The 14,718-nt window shown below is 61.6% G+C and carries 14 protein-coding genes; 6 read left to right on the top strand and 8 right to left on the bottom strand.

The window, feature by feature from the left end; translation table 11 throughout:
* Window positions 1-5 precede the first annotated feature (5 nt).
* A complete protein-coding gene (locus tag ASG68_RS18805) occupies window positions 6-1,079 on the top strand; it encodes an ABC transporter ATP-binding protein (RefSeq protein WP_062580874.1) in 1,074 nt (357 codons plus the stop codon).
* On the opposite strand, the gene ASG68_RS18800 is transcribed toward ASG68_RS18805, so the two are convergent.
* The 4 genes from ASG68_RS18800 to ASG68_RS18785 are packed head-to-tail and all read right to left on the bottom strand — an operon-like array spanning window position 1,080 to window position 4,973.
* Entirely contained in the window at window positions 1,080-2,357 is a 1,278-nt protein-coding gene (locus ASG68_RS18800; protein WP_062579817.1) for a flavin monoamine oxidase family protein, read from the bottom strand.
* Window positions 2,354-3,427, bottom strand: coding sequence for an extracellular solute-binding protein (locus ASG68_RS18795; protein WP_062579815.1), 1,074 nt, complete (start codon window positions 3,425-3,427; stop codon window positions 2,354-2,356). Before ASG68_RS18795 ends, ASG68_RS18800 begins: the two co-directional genes overlap by 4 nt.
* Before the next feature lie 41 nt (window positions 3,428-3,468).
* A complete protein-coding gene (locus ASG68_RS18790) occupies window positions 3,469-4,128 on the bottom strand; it encodes a TetR family transcriptional regulator C-terminal domain-containing protein (RefSeq protein WP_062580872.1) in 660 nt (219 codons plus the stop codon).
* Between the two features lie 41 nt (window positions 4,129-4,169).
* Window positions 4,170-4,973, bottom strand: a complete 804-nt coding sequence (locus ASG68_RS18785; RefSeq protein WP_062579813.1) for a class I SAM-dependent methyltransferase — start codon at window positions 4,971-4,973, stop codon at window positions 4,170-4,172.
* A 148-nt stretch (window positions 4,974-5,121) separates the two neighbouring features.
* Between ASG68_RS18785 and ASG68_RS18780 the strand changes: the two genes are divergently transcribed.
* The 4 genes from ASG68_RS18780 to ASG68_RS18765 are packed head-to-tail and all read left to right on the top strand — an operon-like array spanning window position 5,122 to window position 9,778.
* The gene (locus ASG68_RS18780) at window positions 5,122-6,741 is read left to right on the top strand and encodes a phytoene desaturase family protein (protein ID WP_062610045.1); all 1,620 of its coding nucleotides are present in this window, start codon (window positions 5,122-5,124) and stop codon (window positions 6,739-6,741) included.
* Window positions 6,728-8,311: a phytoene desaturase family protein gene (locus ASG68_RS18775; RefSeq protein ID WP_062610043.1), complete on the top strand. Its 1,584-nt coding sequence runs from the start codon at window positions 6,728-6,730 to the stop codon at window positions 8,309-8,311. Before ASG68_RS18780 ends, ASG68_RS18775 begins: the two co-directional genes overlap by 14 nt.
* Complete coding sequence (locus ASG68_RS18770; protein ID WP_062579806.1) at window positions 8,308-9,528, top strand: aminomethyltransferase family protein; 1,221 nt, start codon at window positions 8,308-8,310, stop codon at window positions 9,526-9,528. The genes ASG68_RS18775 and ASG68_RS18770 overlap by 4 nt, the downstream gene beginning before the upstream one ends.
* Window positions 9,529-9,538: 10 nt before the next feature.
* Window positions 9,539-9,778, top strand: a complete 240-nt coding sequence (locus tag ASG68_RS18765) for a hypothetical protein (protein WP_062579804.1) — start codon at window positions 9,539-9,541, stop codon at window positions 9,776-9,778.
* A 57-nt stretch (window positions 9,779-9,835) separates the two neighbouring features.
* Here ASG68_RS18765 and ASG68_RS18760 read toward each other — a convergent pair whose 3' ends face one another.
* Entirely contained in the window at window positions 9,836-11,011 is a 1,176-nt protein-coding gene (locus tag ASG68_RS18760) for an aminotransferase class V-fold PLP-dependent enzyme (RefSeq protein ID WP_062579802.1), read from the bottom strand.
* 346 nt (window positions 11,012-11,357) lie between these two features.
* Between ASG68_RS18760 and ASG68_RS18755 the strand changes: the two genes are divergently transcribed.
* Entirely contained in the window at window positions 11,358-12,143 is a 786-nt protein-coding gene (locus tag ASG68_RS18755; protein WP_062579800.1) for a hypothetical protein, read from the top strand.
* 9 nt (window positions 12,144-12,152) lie between these two features.
* Here the strand turns inward: ASG68_RS18755 and ASG68_RS18750 are convergent, their stop codons facing one another.
* The 3 genes from ASG68_RS18750 to ASG68_RS18740 are packed head-to-tail and all read right to left on the bottom strand — an operon-like array spanning window position 12,153 to window position 14,637.
* Window positions 12,153-12,887 (bottom strand): aspartate/glutamate racemase family protein, encoded by a 735-nt coding sequence (locus tag ASG68_RS18750; RefSeq protein ID WP_062579799.1) that lies wholly within the window; start codon window positions 12,885-12,887, stop codon window positions 12,153-12,155.
* 6 nt (window positions 12,888-12,893) lie between these two features.
* Entirely contained in the window at window positions 12,894-13,715 is an 822-nt protein-coding gene (locus ASG68_RS18745) for an ABC transporter permease (RefSeq protein ID WP_062579796.1), read from the bottom strand.
* A 1-nt stretch (window position 13,716) separates the two neighbouring features.
* Window positions 13,717-14,637: an ABC transporter permease gene (locus ASG68_RS18740; RefSeq protein WP_413814029.1), complete on the bottom strand. Its 921-nt coding sequence runs from the start codon at window positions 14,635-14,637 to the stop codon at window positions 13,717-13,719.
* Window positions 14,638-14,718 lie beyond the last annotated feature (81 nt).

The following is a 14,718-nucleotide window of genomic DNA, read 5'->3' as shown; positions in this document are numbered from 1 at the left end:
AACCCATGATCGAAATTGATGCGGTCAGCCGCTATTACGGGATCTACAAGGCGCTCGACGATGTCAGCCTCGATATCAGCGCCGGCGAATTCTTCTCGCTGCTCGGCCCTTCCGGCTGCGGCAAGACCACGCTTCTGCGATCGATCGCCGGCTTCGACACGCCGACCGCGGGCGATATCCGCATCGACGGCCAGTCGGCGATCGGTGTGCCGCCAAACCGGCGGCCGACCAACATGGTGTTCCAGAACTACGCGATCTTCCCGCATCTCAACGTCGAGGAAAACGTCGCTTATGGCCTGAAACGCCTGAAACTTGGCGCCGAAGAGGAGCGCCAGCGCGTGGGCAAGGCGCTGGAACAGGTACGTCTCTCGGCCCTTGGCAAGCGAAAGGCGCATGAACTGTCGGGCGGCCAGCGGCAGCGTGTCGCGCTGGCACGGGCACTGGTCATGCGGCCGAAGGTTCTGCTGCTCGACGAACCCCTGTCTGCCCTCGACAAGAAGCTGCGCGAGGAAATGCAGGTCGAACTGCGCTCGCTGCAAAAGGCCGTCGGCATCACCTTCGTTCTCGTCACGCATGATCAGTATGAAGCGCTCGCCATGTCCGACCGCATCGCCGTCATGTTCGGCGGCAGGATTGCCCAGGTGGCCACACCAAAGGAGATCTACCAGCATCCGCTGACCCGGCAGGTGGCGGACTTCCTCGGCGGCATGAATTTCATGACGGCAAAGATCACCGGCGAAAACGGTATTAACCTCTCCGTCGAAACAGCCCGTTTCGGCAAGGTAACCCTCACCAAACCGCGCGGATTCACCGCCAGCAACGGCCAAGCGACCATCGGCATTCGCCCGGAACGGCTGCGGGTACTCTGGGACGATGCGAAAGCCGAATGCGAGGTTCAGGGGCAGGTGGTCGACCGGCATTATTTCGGCGAGATTACTCACCTGATCGTCGATGTGCCCGGCCTTGAAAAACCGCTCTCGGTGTCGGAAACCAACAATTTCGGCGCAGACGACATTCCCGTCGGCGCCCCAATCCGGCTGGCCTACGATCCCGATGCGCTGGTGGCGCTGGCGGACTGATCAGGCCTCTTGCAAAGACGCCAGAAGACGCGCGGCCGCCTCCCGGCCAGCAACGATCGCGCCCTCGACATAGGCGGGGAAGGAGGATGCGAGTTCCGACGAGGCGAAATGCACCGGCGGCGCACCGGCCCTTATAACGGTCTCGGCGTCATAGGCCGACAGGTCGGTGATGACATCGCTATATCCACCACCACTCCAGCGATCGCCGACCCAATTGCGCATCCGGAAATCGATCGGTGTTTTCGCCGCATCGCCGAAAGCGGCCGCCAGCCGCCGAAGCATCTCGGCGCGAACGAAATCCTCCCCCTTGCCGCTCCAGTCGACCGCCAGCGGCCCGCCCGCAAACACTACGAGTGCAGACGCATGATGGCTGCTGACATCGCAGGCGAAAAGGCCAAGCACGTCGCGCCACATCACCATGCCGCTCAGCCCGGCATCGCGCCAGAACGGCCGCTCATATTCGACCAAGGCCTTGATCACCGTTCCGCTTTTCCAAGCGCCGAGTGCTTCGGCAAGAGTTGCCGGCAACGCCGGTTCGTGCTCGATGCGCGACGCCATCACCGGCGGTATGGCGACGATGACCTGTCGTGCCCGGAAAGTCTCGCCAGTGCCGGTCGTCACCGCGACGGAACCGTCCCCGCGCGCGATGCGCGCAACGGGCATGCCGAGGCGCACGCGCAGCCCAAGTGACGCCGCCAGCGCTTCCGCGACGGCGTGGATCGTGCCACCGACGGAATACTGCAACTCGTTGCCATTGCTTGTCGTGCGCCGGTCATTGTCGATGACATACCAGAGTGGAATTTCACTGATGGAGCGGCACCACAATCCCTCGACCATCGCCTGATAACCGGCCTTGGCGCCCGGCGGATCGGTCTGCCGCGCAAGCCAGGCTTCGACCGTCAAACCGGCAATGGCGGGATCGCGCGGATTGATCCGGTTGGCCCGCGCCCGGATACGGCCGGATTCCGCAAAGCTGTAGCCTGTCTCCGCGGCACCGGCCGGCTGAACCTGGAAGGCGCCTTCCGTCGGGGTTTCCAGAAAAGAGAAACCGAGCCTTCGGATCAAAGCCATGACCTCCGGCATCTCGTCGCAGACGAATTGCCCGCCCGTATCGAAACGGACACCGTTGGAAAATGCGTCCGAGGCCACCCGTCCGCCAACACGGCTACGCGCCTCGAGCACGAGGACATCGCGCCCGGCAAAAACCAGCGCTTCAGCCGCCGAAAGGCCGGCAAAGCCGGCCCCGACGACAATCACATCCGCATCGTATTCGCTCAATAGCCCGCCTTGATCTTCTCGAATTCGGCAATCATCTTCTGGTGCAACTCCGTTGGAACCGGCGACTGGAATAGCGTCTTATCGACGAACTTGTCGACATCGGCATAGCCCTTCTCGGCCAATATCTTGGGATCGACGAAGGCCATCCCCTTGGCATTGGCGTGGCCATACCCCCAGTCGTTGACGAGATAGCCGGTAATCGCGGGATCGCTGATCGCATTCAGGAAGTCGTATTGCTGGTCCTGCGAACCCTCGCCCCCTTTCAGCCGGACATAACCGCAAACCCAGGTCGAGAGGCCCTCCGTCGTATCCCGCTTGACGTCGGCGGGCACGCCATCCTTCTGCAGCGTCGTCACCGTCTCGTTCCAGGCCCAGGCGAGATCGACCTCGCCGCTCGCCATCGCCTGGCTGACCTCGGTATTGTCGGTCCAGTAGAGCCTTACATTCTTGTGGACTTCGCGCAGGAAGGCGGAGGCCTCGGCAAACTGGGCGTCCGTCATTTTCGTCCAGTCCTTGACGCCGACAGCAAGGCTGGCCAGCGCATAGGCGTCGTCCACATTGTCACCGATCGAGACCCGATCCTTGAATTTCGGATCGGCGAAGGCCTTCAGCGACTGGACCTCCTCGGGCTTCACCGTATCGGTGCGATAGGTCAGGACAGTGTTGCCCCATTCGAACGGCAGGAACCAGGCCGTACCGTCGTCGGAGGTCATCAGCCCCTTCATGGATTTGATGCCCGGTAGCGTATCATTCCACGCCGTCAGCTTCGACGTGTCGAGCGGCTCCAGCATGCCGGCCTCGCGCCACTTGTTAACGCTCTGCGAACAGGGATGGGCGAGATCCGCCTTGAAGGCGGACCGTAGCTTTTGAAATGCCTCTTCCTCGTCGCCGAAGAAGCTGAAGTCAGGCTCGGTTCCGTATTTGGCGGTATAGGCGGGATGGAAGGCCGGGTCTTCGTAGCCCGACCAGTCGAAAATGGTGATATTGTCGGCGGCAAGCACCGGAAGGGTCGCACCCGACATCAACGAAGCAACCAGCGCAGCCGCGCCGCAATTCCGGACCAATCTCATTACCGGCATGCCAGTCTCCTTCCCCGTTTTTTTGGTGTTCCCTATTTCGGCCCGTGATGGGTCATGTGGCCCGGAAAGACCGAGACCAGATATTCGATCGATGCGGCATGTGCCTTTTCGCGCGTCAGTCCGTCGCCCATCATCAGGCGAAACCACAGCCCTTCCATCATGGCGCCGAGCGACAACGCGATGGTTTCGGCGTCGTAGCCGTAACCAGCTTCCGCCTTGAGTTCGGCGCAAAGGGAAATGAACGTGTCCTGGTACTTGACGTCGCGCGCACCGCAGAGCGCCTGATAGGTCGGCCGCGACTTCGCCTCGCCCCAGAAGGCGCACCAGGCGGCCAGCTTGCGCTTGGTGCAAATCTTGCGATCGAAATCGGCGGCCACCAGCGCCCAGAGCCGCGAGGCGGCGCTCTCGCCCGCCTTTTCCAACGCGGCACTCCAATGGGCGCCATATTCGTCCGCCATGAATTGCAGCGTGGCGATCAGCAGGTTTTCCTTGCTCTCGAAATGGAAATTGACGATGCCGCGTGACAGGCCGGCGCCATCGGCGACATCGGCAAGGGTGGTCTCGGCATAGCCGCGCTTGGCGAGCGAATCGATGGTTGCTTCGATCAGTTGCTGGCGGCGTGTTTCCTTGGAAGCCTTGCGGCCACGCCCGCCTTTTTCACCGGCTTCCACCGCCGCAGATACTGCCTTCATTCTCAGCGCAACCTTCTTGCCCTTGAGGCTGAGAACAACGGTCATGCTGCGCTCCCGCCCGGTTTTTGACCGCGCAGATGAGTGGGACAATGCTCCCCGGTGTCAAGCACCTTCTGCATGGCGGACCAGGTGCGAATGTTCTTGTCGACATAGGCCTCGCCGACTTCGGCGACAGCGGCGGCGCGCAGCGGCCCCTGCAGGCGATGAAGCTCGCCCCGTGCCACCTCCCGGTACCATTCGTTGCGGTTTGTCGACGTAGCACCGTGAAAACCGGCAGCCCGCATCTCCGACAGATACCGCGCCGACGACGCCATGCCGAAGCTCAATCCCTCGGCATCCAGATAATCCCGCATCTCCGCCGACGGCTCACCATCATGCCCGATCATCCAGTCGGATGCAGCAAACACACCGCCGGGCTTCAGCACCCGGAAGATATCGCGAAAGATCGCCTCCTTGTCGGCTACATGCACCAGCGCATCCTTGGAAAAAATGATGTCGAAACTGTCATCGACAAAGGGAAGCTTGCCGGGCGCCGCCTGCACAAAGGAGACCTTATGAGAAAGTCCGGCCAGATCAGCCGCGCGACGCGCCACCTCGATCACCGGCAGCTCGACATCGAACCCGGTAATCTCGGCCGGATGATGCGTGCGAGCGATATGCAACGTGATGCCGCCCGCCCCACAGCCCAGATCCAGAACGCGCTTTCCGGACAGATCGAGCCCGGCCAGAACGCGGTCGACCTCTTCCGGCCCGCCCGGCGAGAGGTAGCCCTCACCCCAAAGCACGGCGAGAAAGCGGATGGCCGCATCGTCATATTCCGGATCCTGCGTCGGCGTCTCGATCATGTCGGTCTTTCAATCCGCTCAGCCTCTGACACGAAATCCTATCGCATAATCAGAGGATTGCAACATACTTGCTGAATATTCATTCAATATATCTGGACAACTTTCTGCTTTTCATGCCAGATTTTTTACATCGAGGGAGAAACCCGACATGAAAAAATACGATGTGGTGATGATCGGAGGCGGCCATAACGGCCTCGTCGCAGCCTGCTACCTGCAGCGCGCCGGGCTCGATGTGCTCGTGCTCGAAAAGAACGACTGGGTGGGCGGCGCCGCAACCAGCCGCGAACTGACGCCGGGCTTCCTTTATTCCAACTGTTCCTATGTCTGCTCGCTGTTTCGCCCCGAGATCATGCGCGACCTCGAACTGCCGAAACACGGCCTGCAGGTCATCGCATACGAAGGTGGAGCCGTCTTCACACGCGACGGCGACTACATCGCCTCCTACCGCGACCATGACAGCCATCGCCGCGAATTCGCCCGCTATTCGAAGCGCGATGCCGAGGCCTATGACCGTTACGCCCGCGATGTCACCCGCCAGTGCCGGTTCATCCAGCCACTCCTGATGCGCACCGCGCCTGACCCCTTCTCGTTCAAGCCGCGCGACATTTCCGAACTGCTCTATCTCGGCAAGAAATTCGGCGAATTCTCCCCGCACGACATGGCGCAGACGCTGCGCTTCTGGACCATGTCGATCTCGGATTTTCTCGACGAATATTTCGAGACCGACGTCATCAAGGCTTACCTCGCGCTCTCCGGCATCATCGGCACCGCCCTTGGCCCGATGTCCCCCGGCACGGCCTACGTCCTGCTGCATCACTATATGGGCGAGGTCGACGGCTCGGTCGGCGCCTGGGGTTATGCGCGCGGCGGCATGGGCGCCGTCACGCAGGCGCTCGCCTCCTCCTTCAAGGCGTCCGGCGGCACGATCCGCACGGGCGCCGATATTGCAAAGGTCATGACCCGCAGCGGCCGCGCGACCGGTGTGATCCTGGCCGACGGTGAAGAGGTGCGCGGCAACCTCGTCGTCTCCAATGCCGACGTCAAGCGCACCTTCCTGAAGCTCGTCGAGGAAGACGCCCTGCCCGAAACCTTCGTGCATCGGGTCAAGCACTTCAAGATGCGCGGCTCGTCCGGCAAGCTCAACATCGCGCTCGACAGCCTGCCGGAATTTCCAGCTCTTCCCAAGGGCTCGTCCTGCATTCGCGGCGACCTGCATTTCACCGATTCGATGGAGCGCATGGAGCGCGCCTATGACGACTGGAAAGCGGGCCGCTATTCCGCCGATCCCTTCGTCGACATGGTGATCCCGACAACACTTGATCCGACCATGGCGCCGCCGGGAAAACATTTCATGAGCTGTTTCGTGCAATATTGTCCACCGCAGCTCACCGGACGGGACTGGACGGATGCCGACCGCGATGCGTTTGCCGACACCGTCGTCAGCCAGATCGCCGACTATTCGCCCGGCTTCCGCGATCGAATCCTGCATATGGAAGTCAGAACCCCGCGCGAGATCGAGGCCGAAGTTGGCCTGACGGAAGGCAATATCTTCCAGGGCGAACTAACCTTCGACCAGCTTCTCTTCAACCGCCCGGTGCCTGGTTATGCACAGTACCGCACGCCGGTCCCCGGCCTCTATCTCTGCGGCTCCTCCACCCATCCCGGCGGCGGCGTCATGGGCGCACCCGGCCGCAATGCTGCCGCCGAAATCCTGCGCGACCTCAAGATGAAACCCGCTGAAATGAGCCCGGCCCATGACGTCATCTGATCCTGCCCGCAACATCTCAGGCGCTTTCGACGCCATCGTCATCGGCGGCGGCCATAACGGGATGACGGCCGCAACCGTGCTTGCGAAGGGTGGCCGCAAGGTCCTCCTGCTGGAAGCGGCCGAACGCACCGGTGGCGCGATGCGCGGCTACGAATTCCACTCCGGCTACCGTGCCGCCGCTCTCGCCCACATCGTCAACCGTCTTGATCCGGAGGTCGCGGAACTTCTGGGTCTGGAGACGAGAACAACCGAAGCACTGCCGACCATCGCGCTATCCCTTGATGGCAAGCACGCGGTGTTGCGCGGCGCCTATGGCGAAACCATCGATGGCGTCAGTACAGCGGAAGCAAAGGCTTTTGCGGCCATGCGCAAGAAGCTGATTTTCCAGGCCGGCATCCTCAAGCGCTTCCTCAAGCGGCGCCCGCCGGAAATCGGCAATGTCAGGATGAACGACCTCGGTGCATTCGCCGGTGCGGGCCTGAGCCTCCTCACCAGGGGCCGCGAGGAAGGCCGTGATTTCCTGCGCATGCTGCTGATGAATGTCGCCGATGTCGCCGACGAATATCTGAGCGACGACCGGCTGAAGGGGCTTGTCGCCTTCGACGCCACGCTCGGCATCCACCTCGGCCCGCGCTCGCCGACCTCGCTGCTCGGGCTATACTACCGCCTGACCGGCGAGGCCAACGGCCGGACCGGCATGCAATATGTTCCCAAGGGGGGCATGGGTGCACTTGCTCCGGCTTTTGAGAAGGTAGCGAGAAGCGCCGGCGTCACGACCCGAACCGGAGAATCCGTCACCCGCATTCTCGCCGATCGCGGCGCGGCAAACGGTGTCGTTCTCGCCAGCGGCGAACAACTCAGCGCACCCGTCATCGTGTCGGCGGCGCATCCGAAGGCAACATTCCTCGCTCTCTGCGATACCGCCGACCTCGATACCGGTTTCGTCCGTGCCGTCGGTAATATCCGCTCGAAGGGCAATGTCGCCAAGCTCGATCTCGCGCTTGATCGCCTGCCCTCCTTCACCGGCGTTTCCACCGACGATCTTCGCGGACGGCTGGTCATCGCCCGCTCGATCACCCATGTCGAAGACGCCTTCAACCCGGCAAAATATGGCGAGTTCTCCCCCGATCCCGTGATGGAAATCACCATCCCCAGCCTTGCCGACCCGACACTCGCACCATCCAAGGGCGCAACGCTGTCGGCATTGGTGGAATTTGCCCCTTACGACCTCAAATGTGGCTGGGATAACGGCAAACCGGCTTTCGAAAAGATCATCCTCGATAAGCTGGAACACTATGCGCCGGGCCTTTCCCAAAACATCGTCGCCAGCAATCTGATGACCCCGGCCGATATGGAAATGCATTACAACCTGCCCGGCGGCCACTGGCATCATGGCGAACTGCAGGCCGACCAGCTTCTGGTCAATCGCCCGGTCAACGCCGCCGCCGGTTATGCGACGCCACTCTCCGGCCTCTATCTCGCCAGCGCCGGCTCGCATCCGGGCGGCGGCATATCCGGCCTGCCGGGGCTGCTTGCGGCCAAACGCATCCTCTCGGAGACAAGACCATGATGCCGGACCTTGCCACCCGTCTCGCCCAACAGAAGCACATCACAACGCCGCGCCTTGAAACACCGTTTCATCCGCGTATCGCCGCACTCAGCGAGACAAACGACTGGTACACCTGGGCAGGCTACAAGGCGCCGCATTCCGTGTTCGACGAGGAACTGGAATATTTCGCCATCCGCTCGATGGCCGCCCTGTTCGATATCTCGCCGATGGTGAAATACCGCATCGCCGGCCCGGATGCGGAGCGGTACCTCAACCGGTTGACCGTGCGCAATGTCGCCAAGCTCGCCGCTGGCCGGGTGCATTATACGGCCTGGTGCGACGATCACGGCCATGTTCTCGACGACGGCACGCTGTTCCAGTTGTCGGCCGACACCTTCCGCCTCTGCTGCCAGGAACGCCACCTGCCGTGGCTCCTTGATAGCGCGATCGGTTTCGATGTCGGGATCGAGGAGGAAACCACGGAAATCGCCGGCGTCGCGCTGCAGGGGCCGACCTCGTTTGCCGTCCTCTCCAAGGCTGGCTTCGAAGGCATCGAACGGCTCAAGCCTTTCCAACTTGCGGACTTCGCGCATGACGGCGGCACGGTCACGATTTCCCGCACCGGCTTTACCGGCGATCTCGGCTACGAACTCTTCGTGCCCGCCGCCCAGGCGCTCAGCCTCTGGGACCGGCTTTGGACGGCGGGGCGGCTTCACGGCATCCGCGCCATCGGATACGCGGCGCTGAACCGTGCCCGCATCGAAGCCGGCTTCATCGTTTCCAACGCCGACTTCATGACGGCCGAAACCACGCTCCGCGCCGATCGCGCCCGTATGCCGGATGAAATCGGACTGGACTGGCTGGTGGATATGGAGAAGGTGAATTTCAACGGACGTAAAGCGATACTTGAAGCGCGGCGGAATCAAACTCTGAAGCATGTGCTCGTCGGCCTTGAAATCGAAGGGAATATTCCGGCCGACGGCGCGATCGTCTATCATCGGAGAAAGCAGGAAGCAGGCCTCGTGACGGCCGCTATCTGGTCGCCGCTCGCCAAACGCAACATCGCCATCGCCAGTCTCGCGCGGCCCTACGGCACGCGGCTGACGGAGGATTTCTGGGTGGAGATCTATGCGATGCGTGAGTTGCAGTACCAGAAGATGATGAAGCGCGCCCGCATCGTGCCCCGCCCCTTCATCAAGCTCGACCGCCGCGCCGCCAATCCGCCCGGCCTGTTCTGAACCCCGCGCTATGGATGACGAGACCCGCCTCAACTGGGATCTGATCCGCACCCCGCTCGGCATCGAATGGTCCGGTCGCACCCGCTACGCCGCCGCGACCTTCTTCTACCATCGCGGCGAAATGAGCGCCGAGGTGCTGGAGGTCTACCGCATCTGTTCACGCATCGACGCGGAAGACCCGGTGGACGTGCTGGAGCGGTGGCAGGTCGGCGCGGAATGGGTGGAGCGGATAAAGGCAGCCCGCGCATGATCTCCGGCGATATGGCCGGACGGCCCTTACCGAGCCATCAAATCACACCATCCACCGTCATCGTCTGAGCTGGGCGCAAGTCGCGAGAAGCCTGCCGATCTCGTCTTCCGTATTGTAATAGTGCGGGGAGGCGCGGACGAGGACGGGCAAATCCCGGGCCATTGCATCCAGCAATGTGCTGGATGGGCTGGATGCGCTGACGTTGATGCCGGCGGCATGAAGCGCCGATTTCACGTCATTCGCGGCGATACCATCGACGGAAAAGGTCACGATGGCCGACGGTCGCGAACCTAGATCGTAGGTCCGGACGCCGGGCAGATCGGAAAGCCCCGCGCGCAGGTGATCTGCCAACGTCCGGCTTCGCGCCTCGATGTTCTCAAGGCCGAGGTCGAGCGCATAATCGACTGCGGCGCCGAGCCCGAGACGCGTCGCGTAATTGTTTTCCCAGCTTTCAAAACGACGGGCATCCGCTCGCAGTTCGTACCGGTCGGGAGCCACCCATGGCGCGGCAAAATGGTCGATCAGCGGCGGGTGCAGGCTTTCGAGCATGCTGCGGCGTACATACAGGAAGCCCGTCCCGCGCGGCCCCCGCAGGAATTTTCGCCCCGTGGCCGAAAGCATGTCGCAGCCGATATCCGCGACATCGACAGGCAGTTGGCCGACCGCCTGGCACGCATCCAGCAGATATGGGATTCCATGTTTGCAAGCGATGGCGCCCACGGCGGCGGCCGGGTTCACCAGACCGCCATTCGTCGGTACCCAGGTGATCGCGATGAGGCGTACGCGGGGATCGATCATCCGTTCCAGGGCAATGGGATCGAGCGCACCGGTCTCATCGTCGGGAATAACCTCGACGGATGCACCCGTCTTCCGGGCGACGTGCAGCAGCGCAACGAAATTGGCCGCATATTCGGCGCGCGCCGTCAGGATGCGGTCACCCGACTTGAAGGACAGCGCATAGAATGTCATCTGCCAGGCAACGGTGGCGTTTTCCGTCAGCGCGATTTCATCCGGCGATGCACCGATAAGCCGTGCAACGCTGTCATAGACTGCATCGACCCTGGCCTTGACCTCGTCGGCCGCCTCGTAACCGCCGATTTCCGCCTCCCGATGCAGATGCCCCACCGTTGCATCGATGACCACGGACGGCATCAGGCCAGCCCCGGCATTGTTCAAATGAACACATTTGCTGGCACCAGGGGTGTCAGCACGGACCTTTGCAATATCGATCATGGTGGACCTCTTCAGCGGGGAGACACCTATGTAGAGCGATCACGAATGTTCGACAATCGGCCGCATGACGGCGATGCAGGAAGGTCAAGTGGCTATCAGCAAATCACGCCAATCGGCTGCGCCATTCTTCTATCACCTCAGCGAGATGAGCCCCGAGGTGCGGGAGGTCCGCGGGTCGACGCTGTCGCCTCTGTGGCAGGTTGGTGGGCGAAGAAGGTGCAGACGCAATAAGCGCCTGCCAATCAGCGCGAAGATCGACATTTTTATACCTATAATTGTACAAAACCGTTAGAAATCTAATATTTAAATCAACCGCGAATTGAGCAGGTGCCATTAAGAAGCCAGTATGAACGATGCCGCACTCAACCTTTCCGTATCAGCGAAACGCTTTCGCTCGTTGCTCAGCTTCGGGCCGTATCTCGTGGTGGAAGCGACACCTTGGCTGTTGATTGCAACAATCGTTCGGCTGCGTAGTCATGCAACCCTTGGCACTCTGATTGTCGGTACGCAGCTCGTGCAACTTCTTGTGTTCATGGCGTTTCTGCTGATGAGCCAGCGAATGATCAACCTTTCCGGCGGCGGCACCAGCCTCGCCAAGCTTCCTTTCAGGGATCAAGTCGCTTTGGGCCGCGCCATTCTCTGGCGCCTACTTGGTTTGTCGGTCATCGTTTCGGTTGCCGCCAAGTATGCCAGCGCAAGCGCGATCCCATTCGTTTACTGGCTCGGAATCGACGGGGTCGTCTTCCCCTGGTATGGCCTTTCCCTACCGGTCTGGAGCGCACTCATGGCGGCGCTGGCATTCCTGATGGTTGTCGAAAAAGGGCTTGATCGAAAACCATCCTTTCGCGGCGTGCTTTCGCAAATCAAACGACGATGGATATACCTGCTTCCGGCCATGGTCTGTGTTGGTCTTTTCCTGACCGGCGCTAACGCGGTGCAGAAAGTCGTCACCGTTGCGCTGGAGCCCGTCTACGCGGCCTATGCTGGTCCCTTTCAGCGTTATTTCTATACCGGCTATTTCCTCGGCTGGTCCTATGCACGGCTCTGGATCGTGGTTGTGATCCTGACCTTTGCGCTGCGCGAATCCTATCGCCGGCAAACGGCCGGCCTTGTTACGAGCGAAACGAACTGACTTTAGCGCTCAAGGCTGGGGCGCAAACCCCGCCATTGCTCCCATATAGGTCTTCGCCAGAGGCGTGGCATAGGACCCGCGCTTGCTGGTCGCCAGCCGCTGCGCGATCAGCGCTTCCGCCTGCTTGACCGCCGCCGAGACACCGTCGATCACGGGCACGCCGTACTCCTCCTGCAGCGCATAGGCGAGATCGGCCATCCCTGCACAGCCCAGCACGATGGCTTCGGCGCCGTCTTCGTTTAGCGCCAGTTCGATCTGATGGCGCAGCTTGCCGATGGCGCCGGAGGCCGGGTCTTCCAGTTCGAGGACGGGAATATCAGCGGCGCGCACCCTGGCGCGGCCACCGAAGCCGTAATGGCGGGAGAGGTTTTCGAGCAGGATGCGCGAGCGCTCCAGGGTCGTGACAACGGTGAAGCGCTGGGCCAGGAAGCCGGCCGTTACCAGTGCCGATTCACAGAGGCCGAGAACGGGAAAGCCAGCAAGCGAGCGGGCGGCATCCAGCCCCGTATCGTCGAAACAGGCGATCACTGCAGCCTGCGCGCCCTCTGCTTCCGCCTTGCGGATTTCGGCCAACAGACCCGGCAAGGCCAGCGCCCCGTCGTAATGGCCCTCGATCGAGACCGGCCCCATCTGAGAGGTGGCGGCGATGATCTCGGTACCAGTGGCGGCGACGGCACGGGCTGCCTCGGCCGCCTTTTCCGTCATGGATCGGGTGGTGTTGGGATTGACGACGAGAATGCGCATGCGGGATCAGGCCACTTTCGCCTGCCGGCGGCGCAGACCGAGGATGATCGCGAGCGCCAGCAGGATGATGGAGAAGGAAAAGACGGTGGTGACGGTGCCGAGCGCATAGAGCACCGGCGTCGTGACATTGGTGGTCATGCCGTAGATTTCGAGCGGCAGCGTGTTGTAGGTGCCCGATGTCATCAGCGTACGGGCAAACTCGTCATAGGAGAGCGTGAAGCCGAACAGGCCGACACCGATCAGGCTGGGCGCGATCATCGGCAGCACGACATGACGGAAGGTCTGCCGGGACGTCGCGCCGAGATCGCGCGCGGCCTCCTCGTAAGCCGGTGAAAACCGGTTGAAGACGGCGAACATGATCAGCACGCCGAATGGCAGCGTCCAGGTGAGATGCGCACCGAAGCCGGACGAATACCAGGCAGGCTTCAACCCGAACTGCTGGAAGACGACGCCGATGCCGAGCGAAATGATGATCGACGGCACGACGAGGCTGGCGACAGTCAGGTAGAACAGCACGGTCGATCCGCGAAACTTCCGGCGGAACGCGAGGCCTGCCAGCAGCGACACGGCGACATTGACGACCATCACCATCAGACCCAGCGTGAACGATCGCCGGAACGATGCTCCGAAATCGCCCACCGCCTGCTGTTCGAACAGATTGAAGAACCAGTGAACGGAAACGCCGTTGAGCGGGAAGGTCAGGCCACCCTCCGGTCCCTGGAAGGACAGGATGAACACGGCGGACAGTGGCCCGTAGAGAAACAGCACGAACAGCGCGAAGAAGGCCGAAAGAACGTAGAATTCGAGGGTGCGTTTTTCGTGGTTCATCTCAAAGCTCCTTGCGGATATCGACGACACGCAGGATGGCGGCAACCATGAGCAACACGACGATCAGAAGCACGACGGCATTGGCCGCCGCCGCCGGATACTGCAACAACGACATCTGGTTCTTCATCATCAGCGCGACGGAGGCGCTCTGCCCGCCGGACATGACCTGCACGGTCGAAAAATCCGCCATGACCAGCGTCACGACGAAGATCGAACCGATGGCGATACCGGGCTTGGCAAGCGGTAGGATGACATTCCAGAGGATCTGCCAGCCATTGGCGCCGGCATCGCGCGCGGCCTCGATCAGCGAACGATCGATGCGCATCAGCGTGTTGAAGATCGGCGTCACCATGAACAGCGTGTTGAGATGAACCATGGCCAGCACCACGGCGAAATCAGAGTAAAGCAGCCATTCGATCGGGCTCGGAATGATGCCCATCTCGATCAGCGTCGTGTTCACCAGGCCGTTACGGCCGAGAACCGGAATCCAGGAGATCATCCGAATGATGTTGGACGTCAGGAATGGCACGGTGCAGACGAGGAACAGCACCATCTGCATGGTCGTCGTGCGGATATGGAAGGCCAGGAAATAGGCGACCCAGAAGCCGATCAGCAGTGTCAGCCCCCAGACCAGCGCCGTATATTTCAGCGTGTTCAGATAGGTCTTCCAGGTGACCCACGAGCCCAGCGTATCTGTGTAGTTCATGGTCAGGAAATCGGGATAGAGCCCGGCGAAATCATAATCCCAGAAGCTCACCACCGCGATCATCAGGATCGGCAGCAGGAAGAAGAAGCCGAGGATCAGGACGAGAGGAATGGACTGGAGATAGGAGGCGATGGACGCGGCAATGGCGCCGATATCCCTGGAGAATGCCGGCTTCGGCTGTGCCGTGCTCTCGTTTTCCGCTGTCATGGCTGCCACGGTATCGTCTCCGTTCTGACATTTGCTCTTTGAGGGAAAGCCCCTCATCCGCCCCTCGGTGTTAAGGAAGAAGGGCGGGCA

Source organism: Rhizobium sp. Leaf453, assembly GCF_001425605.1.
Lineage (GTDB): Bacteria > Pseudomonadota > Alphaproteobacteria > Rhizobiales > Rhizobiaceae > Pararhizobium.
This window is presented reverse-complemented; position numbering and strand designations above follow the sequence as displayed.

Excerpts from the sequence above, each read along its gene's own strand:
- ASG68_RS18745 (WP_062579796.1), bottom strand. The coding sequence starts at position 13,715 with ATGAACCACGAAAAACGCACCCTCGAATTCTACGTTCTTTCGGCCTTC.
- ASG68_RS18805 (WP_062580874.1), top strand. The coding sequence starts at position 6 with ATGATCGAAATTGATGCGGTCAGCCGCTATTACGGGATCTACAAGGCG.
- ASG68_RS18770 (WP_062579806.1), top strand. The coding sequence starts at position 8,308 with ATGATGCCGGACCTTGCCACCCGTCTCGCCCAACAGAAGCACATCACA.
- ASG68_RS18755 (WP_062579800.1), top strand. The coding sequence starts at position 11,358 with ATGAACGATGCCGCACTCAACCTTTCCGTATCAGCGAAACGCTTTCGC.
- ASG68_RS18780 (WP_062610045.1), top strand. The coding sequence starts at position 5,122 with ATGAAAAAATACGATGTGGTGATGATCGGAGGCGGCCATAACGGCCTC.
- ASG68_RS18760 (WP_062579802.1), bottom strand. The coding sequence starts at position 11,011 with ATGATCGATATTGCAAAGGTCCGTGCTGACACCCCTGGTGCCAGCAAA.
- ASG68_RS18785 (WP_062579813.1), bottom strand. The coding sequence starts at position 4,973 with ATGATCGAGACGCCGACGCAGGATCCGGAATATGACGATGCGGCCATC.
- ASG68_RS18750 (WP_062579799.1), bottom strand. The coding sequence starts at position 12,887 with ATGCGCATTCTCGTCGTCAATCCCAACACCACCCGATCCATGACGGAA.
- ASG68_RS18775 (WP_062610043.1), top strand. The coding sequence starts at position 6,728 with ATGACGTCATCTGATCCTGCCCGCAACATCTCAGGCGCTTTCGACGCC.
- ASG68_RS18795 (WP_062579815.1), bottom strand. The coding sequence starts at position 3,427 with ATGAGATTGGTCCGGAATTGCGGCGCGGCTGCGCTGGTTGCTTCGTTG.
- ASG68_RS18765 (WP_062579804.1), top strand. The coding sequence starts at position 9,539 with ATGGATGACGAGACCCGCCTCAACTGGGATCTGATCCGCACCCCGCTC.
- ASG68_RS18790 (WP_062580872.1), bottom strand. The coding sequence starts at position 4,128 with ATGAAGGCAGTATCTGCGGCGGTGGAAGCCGGTGAAAAAGGCGGGCGT.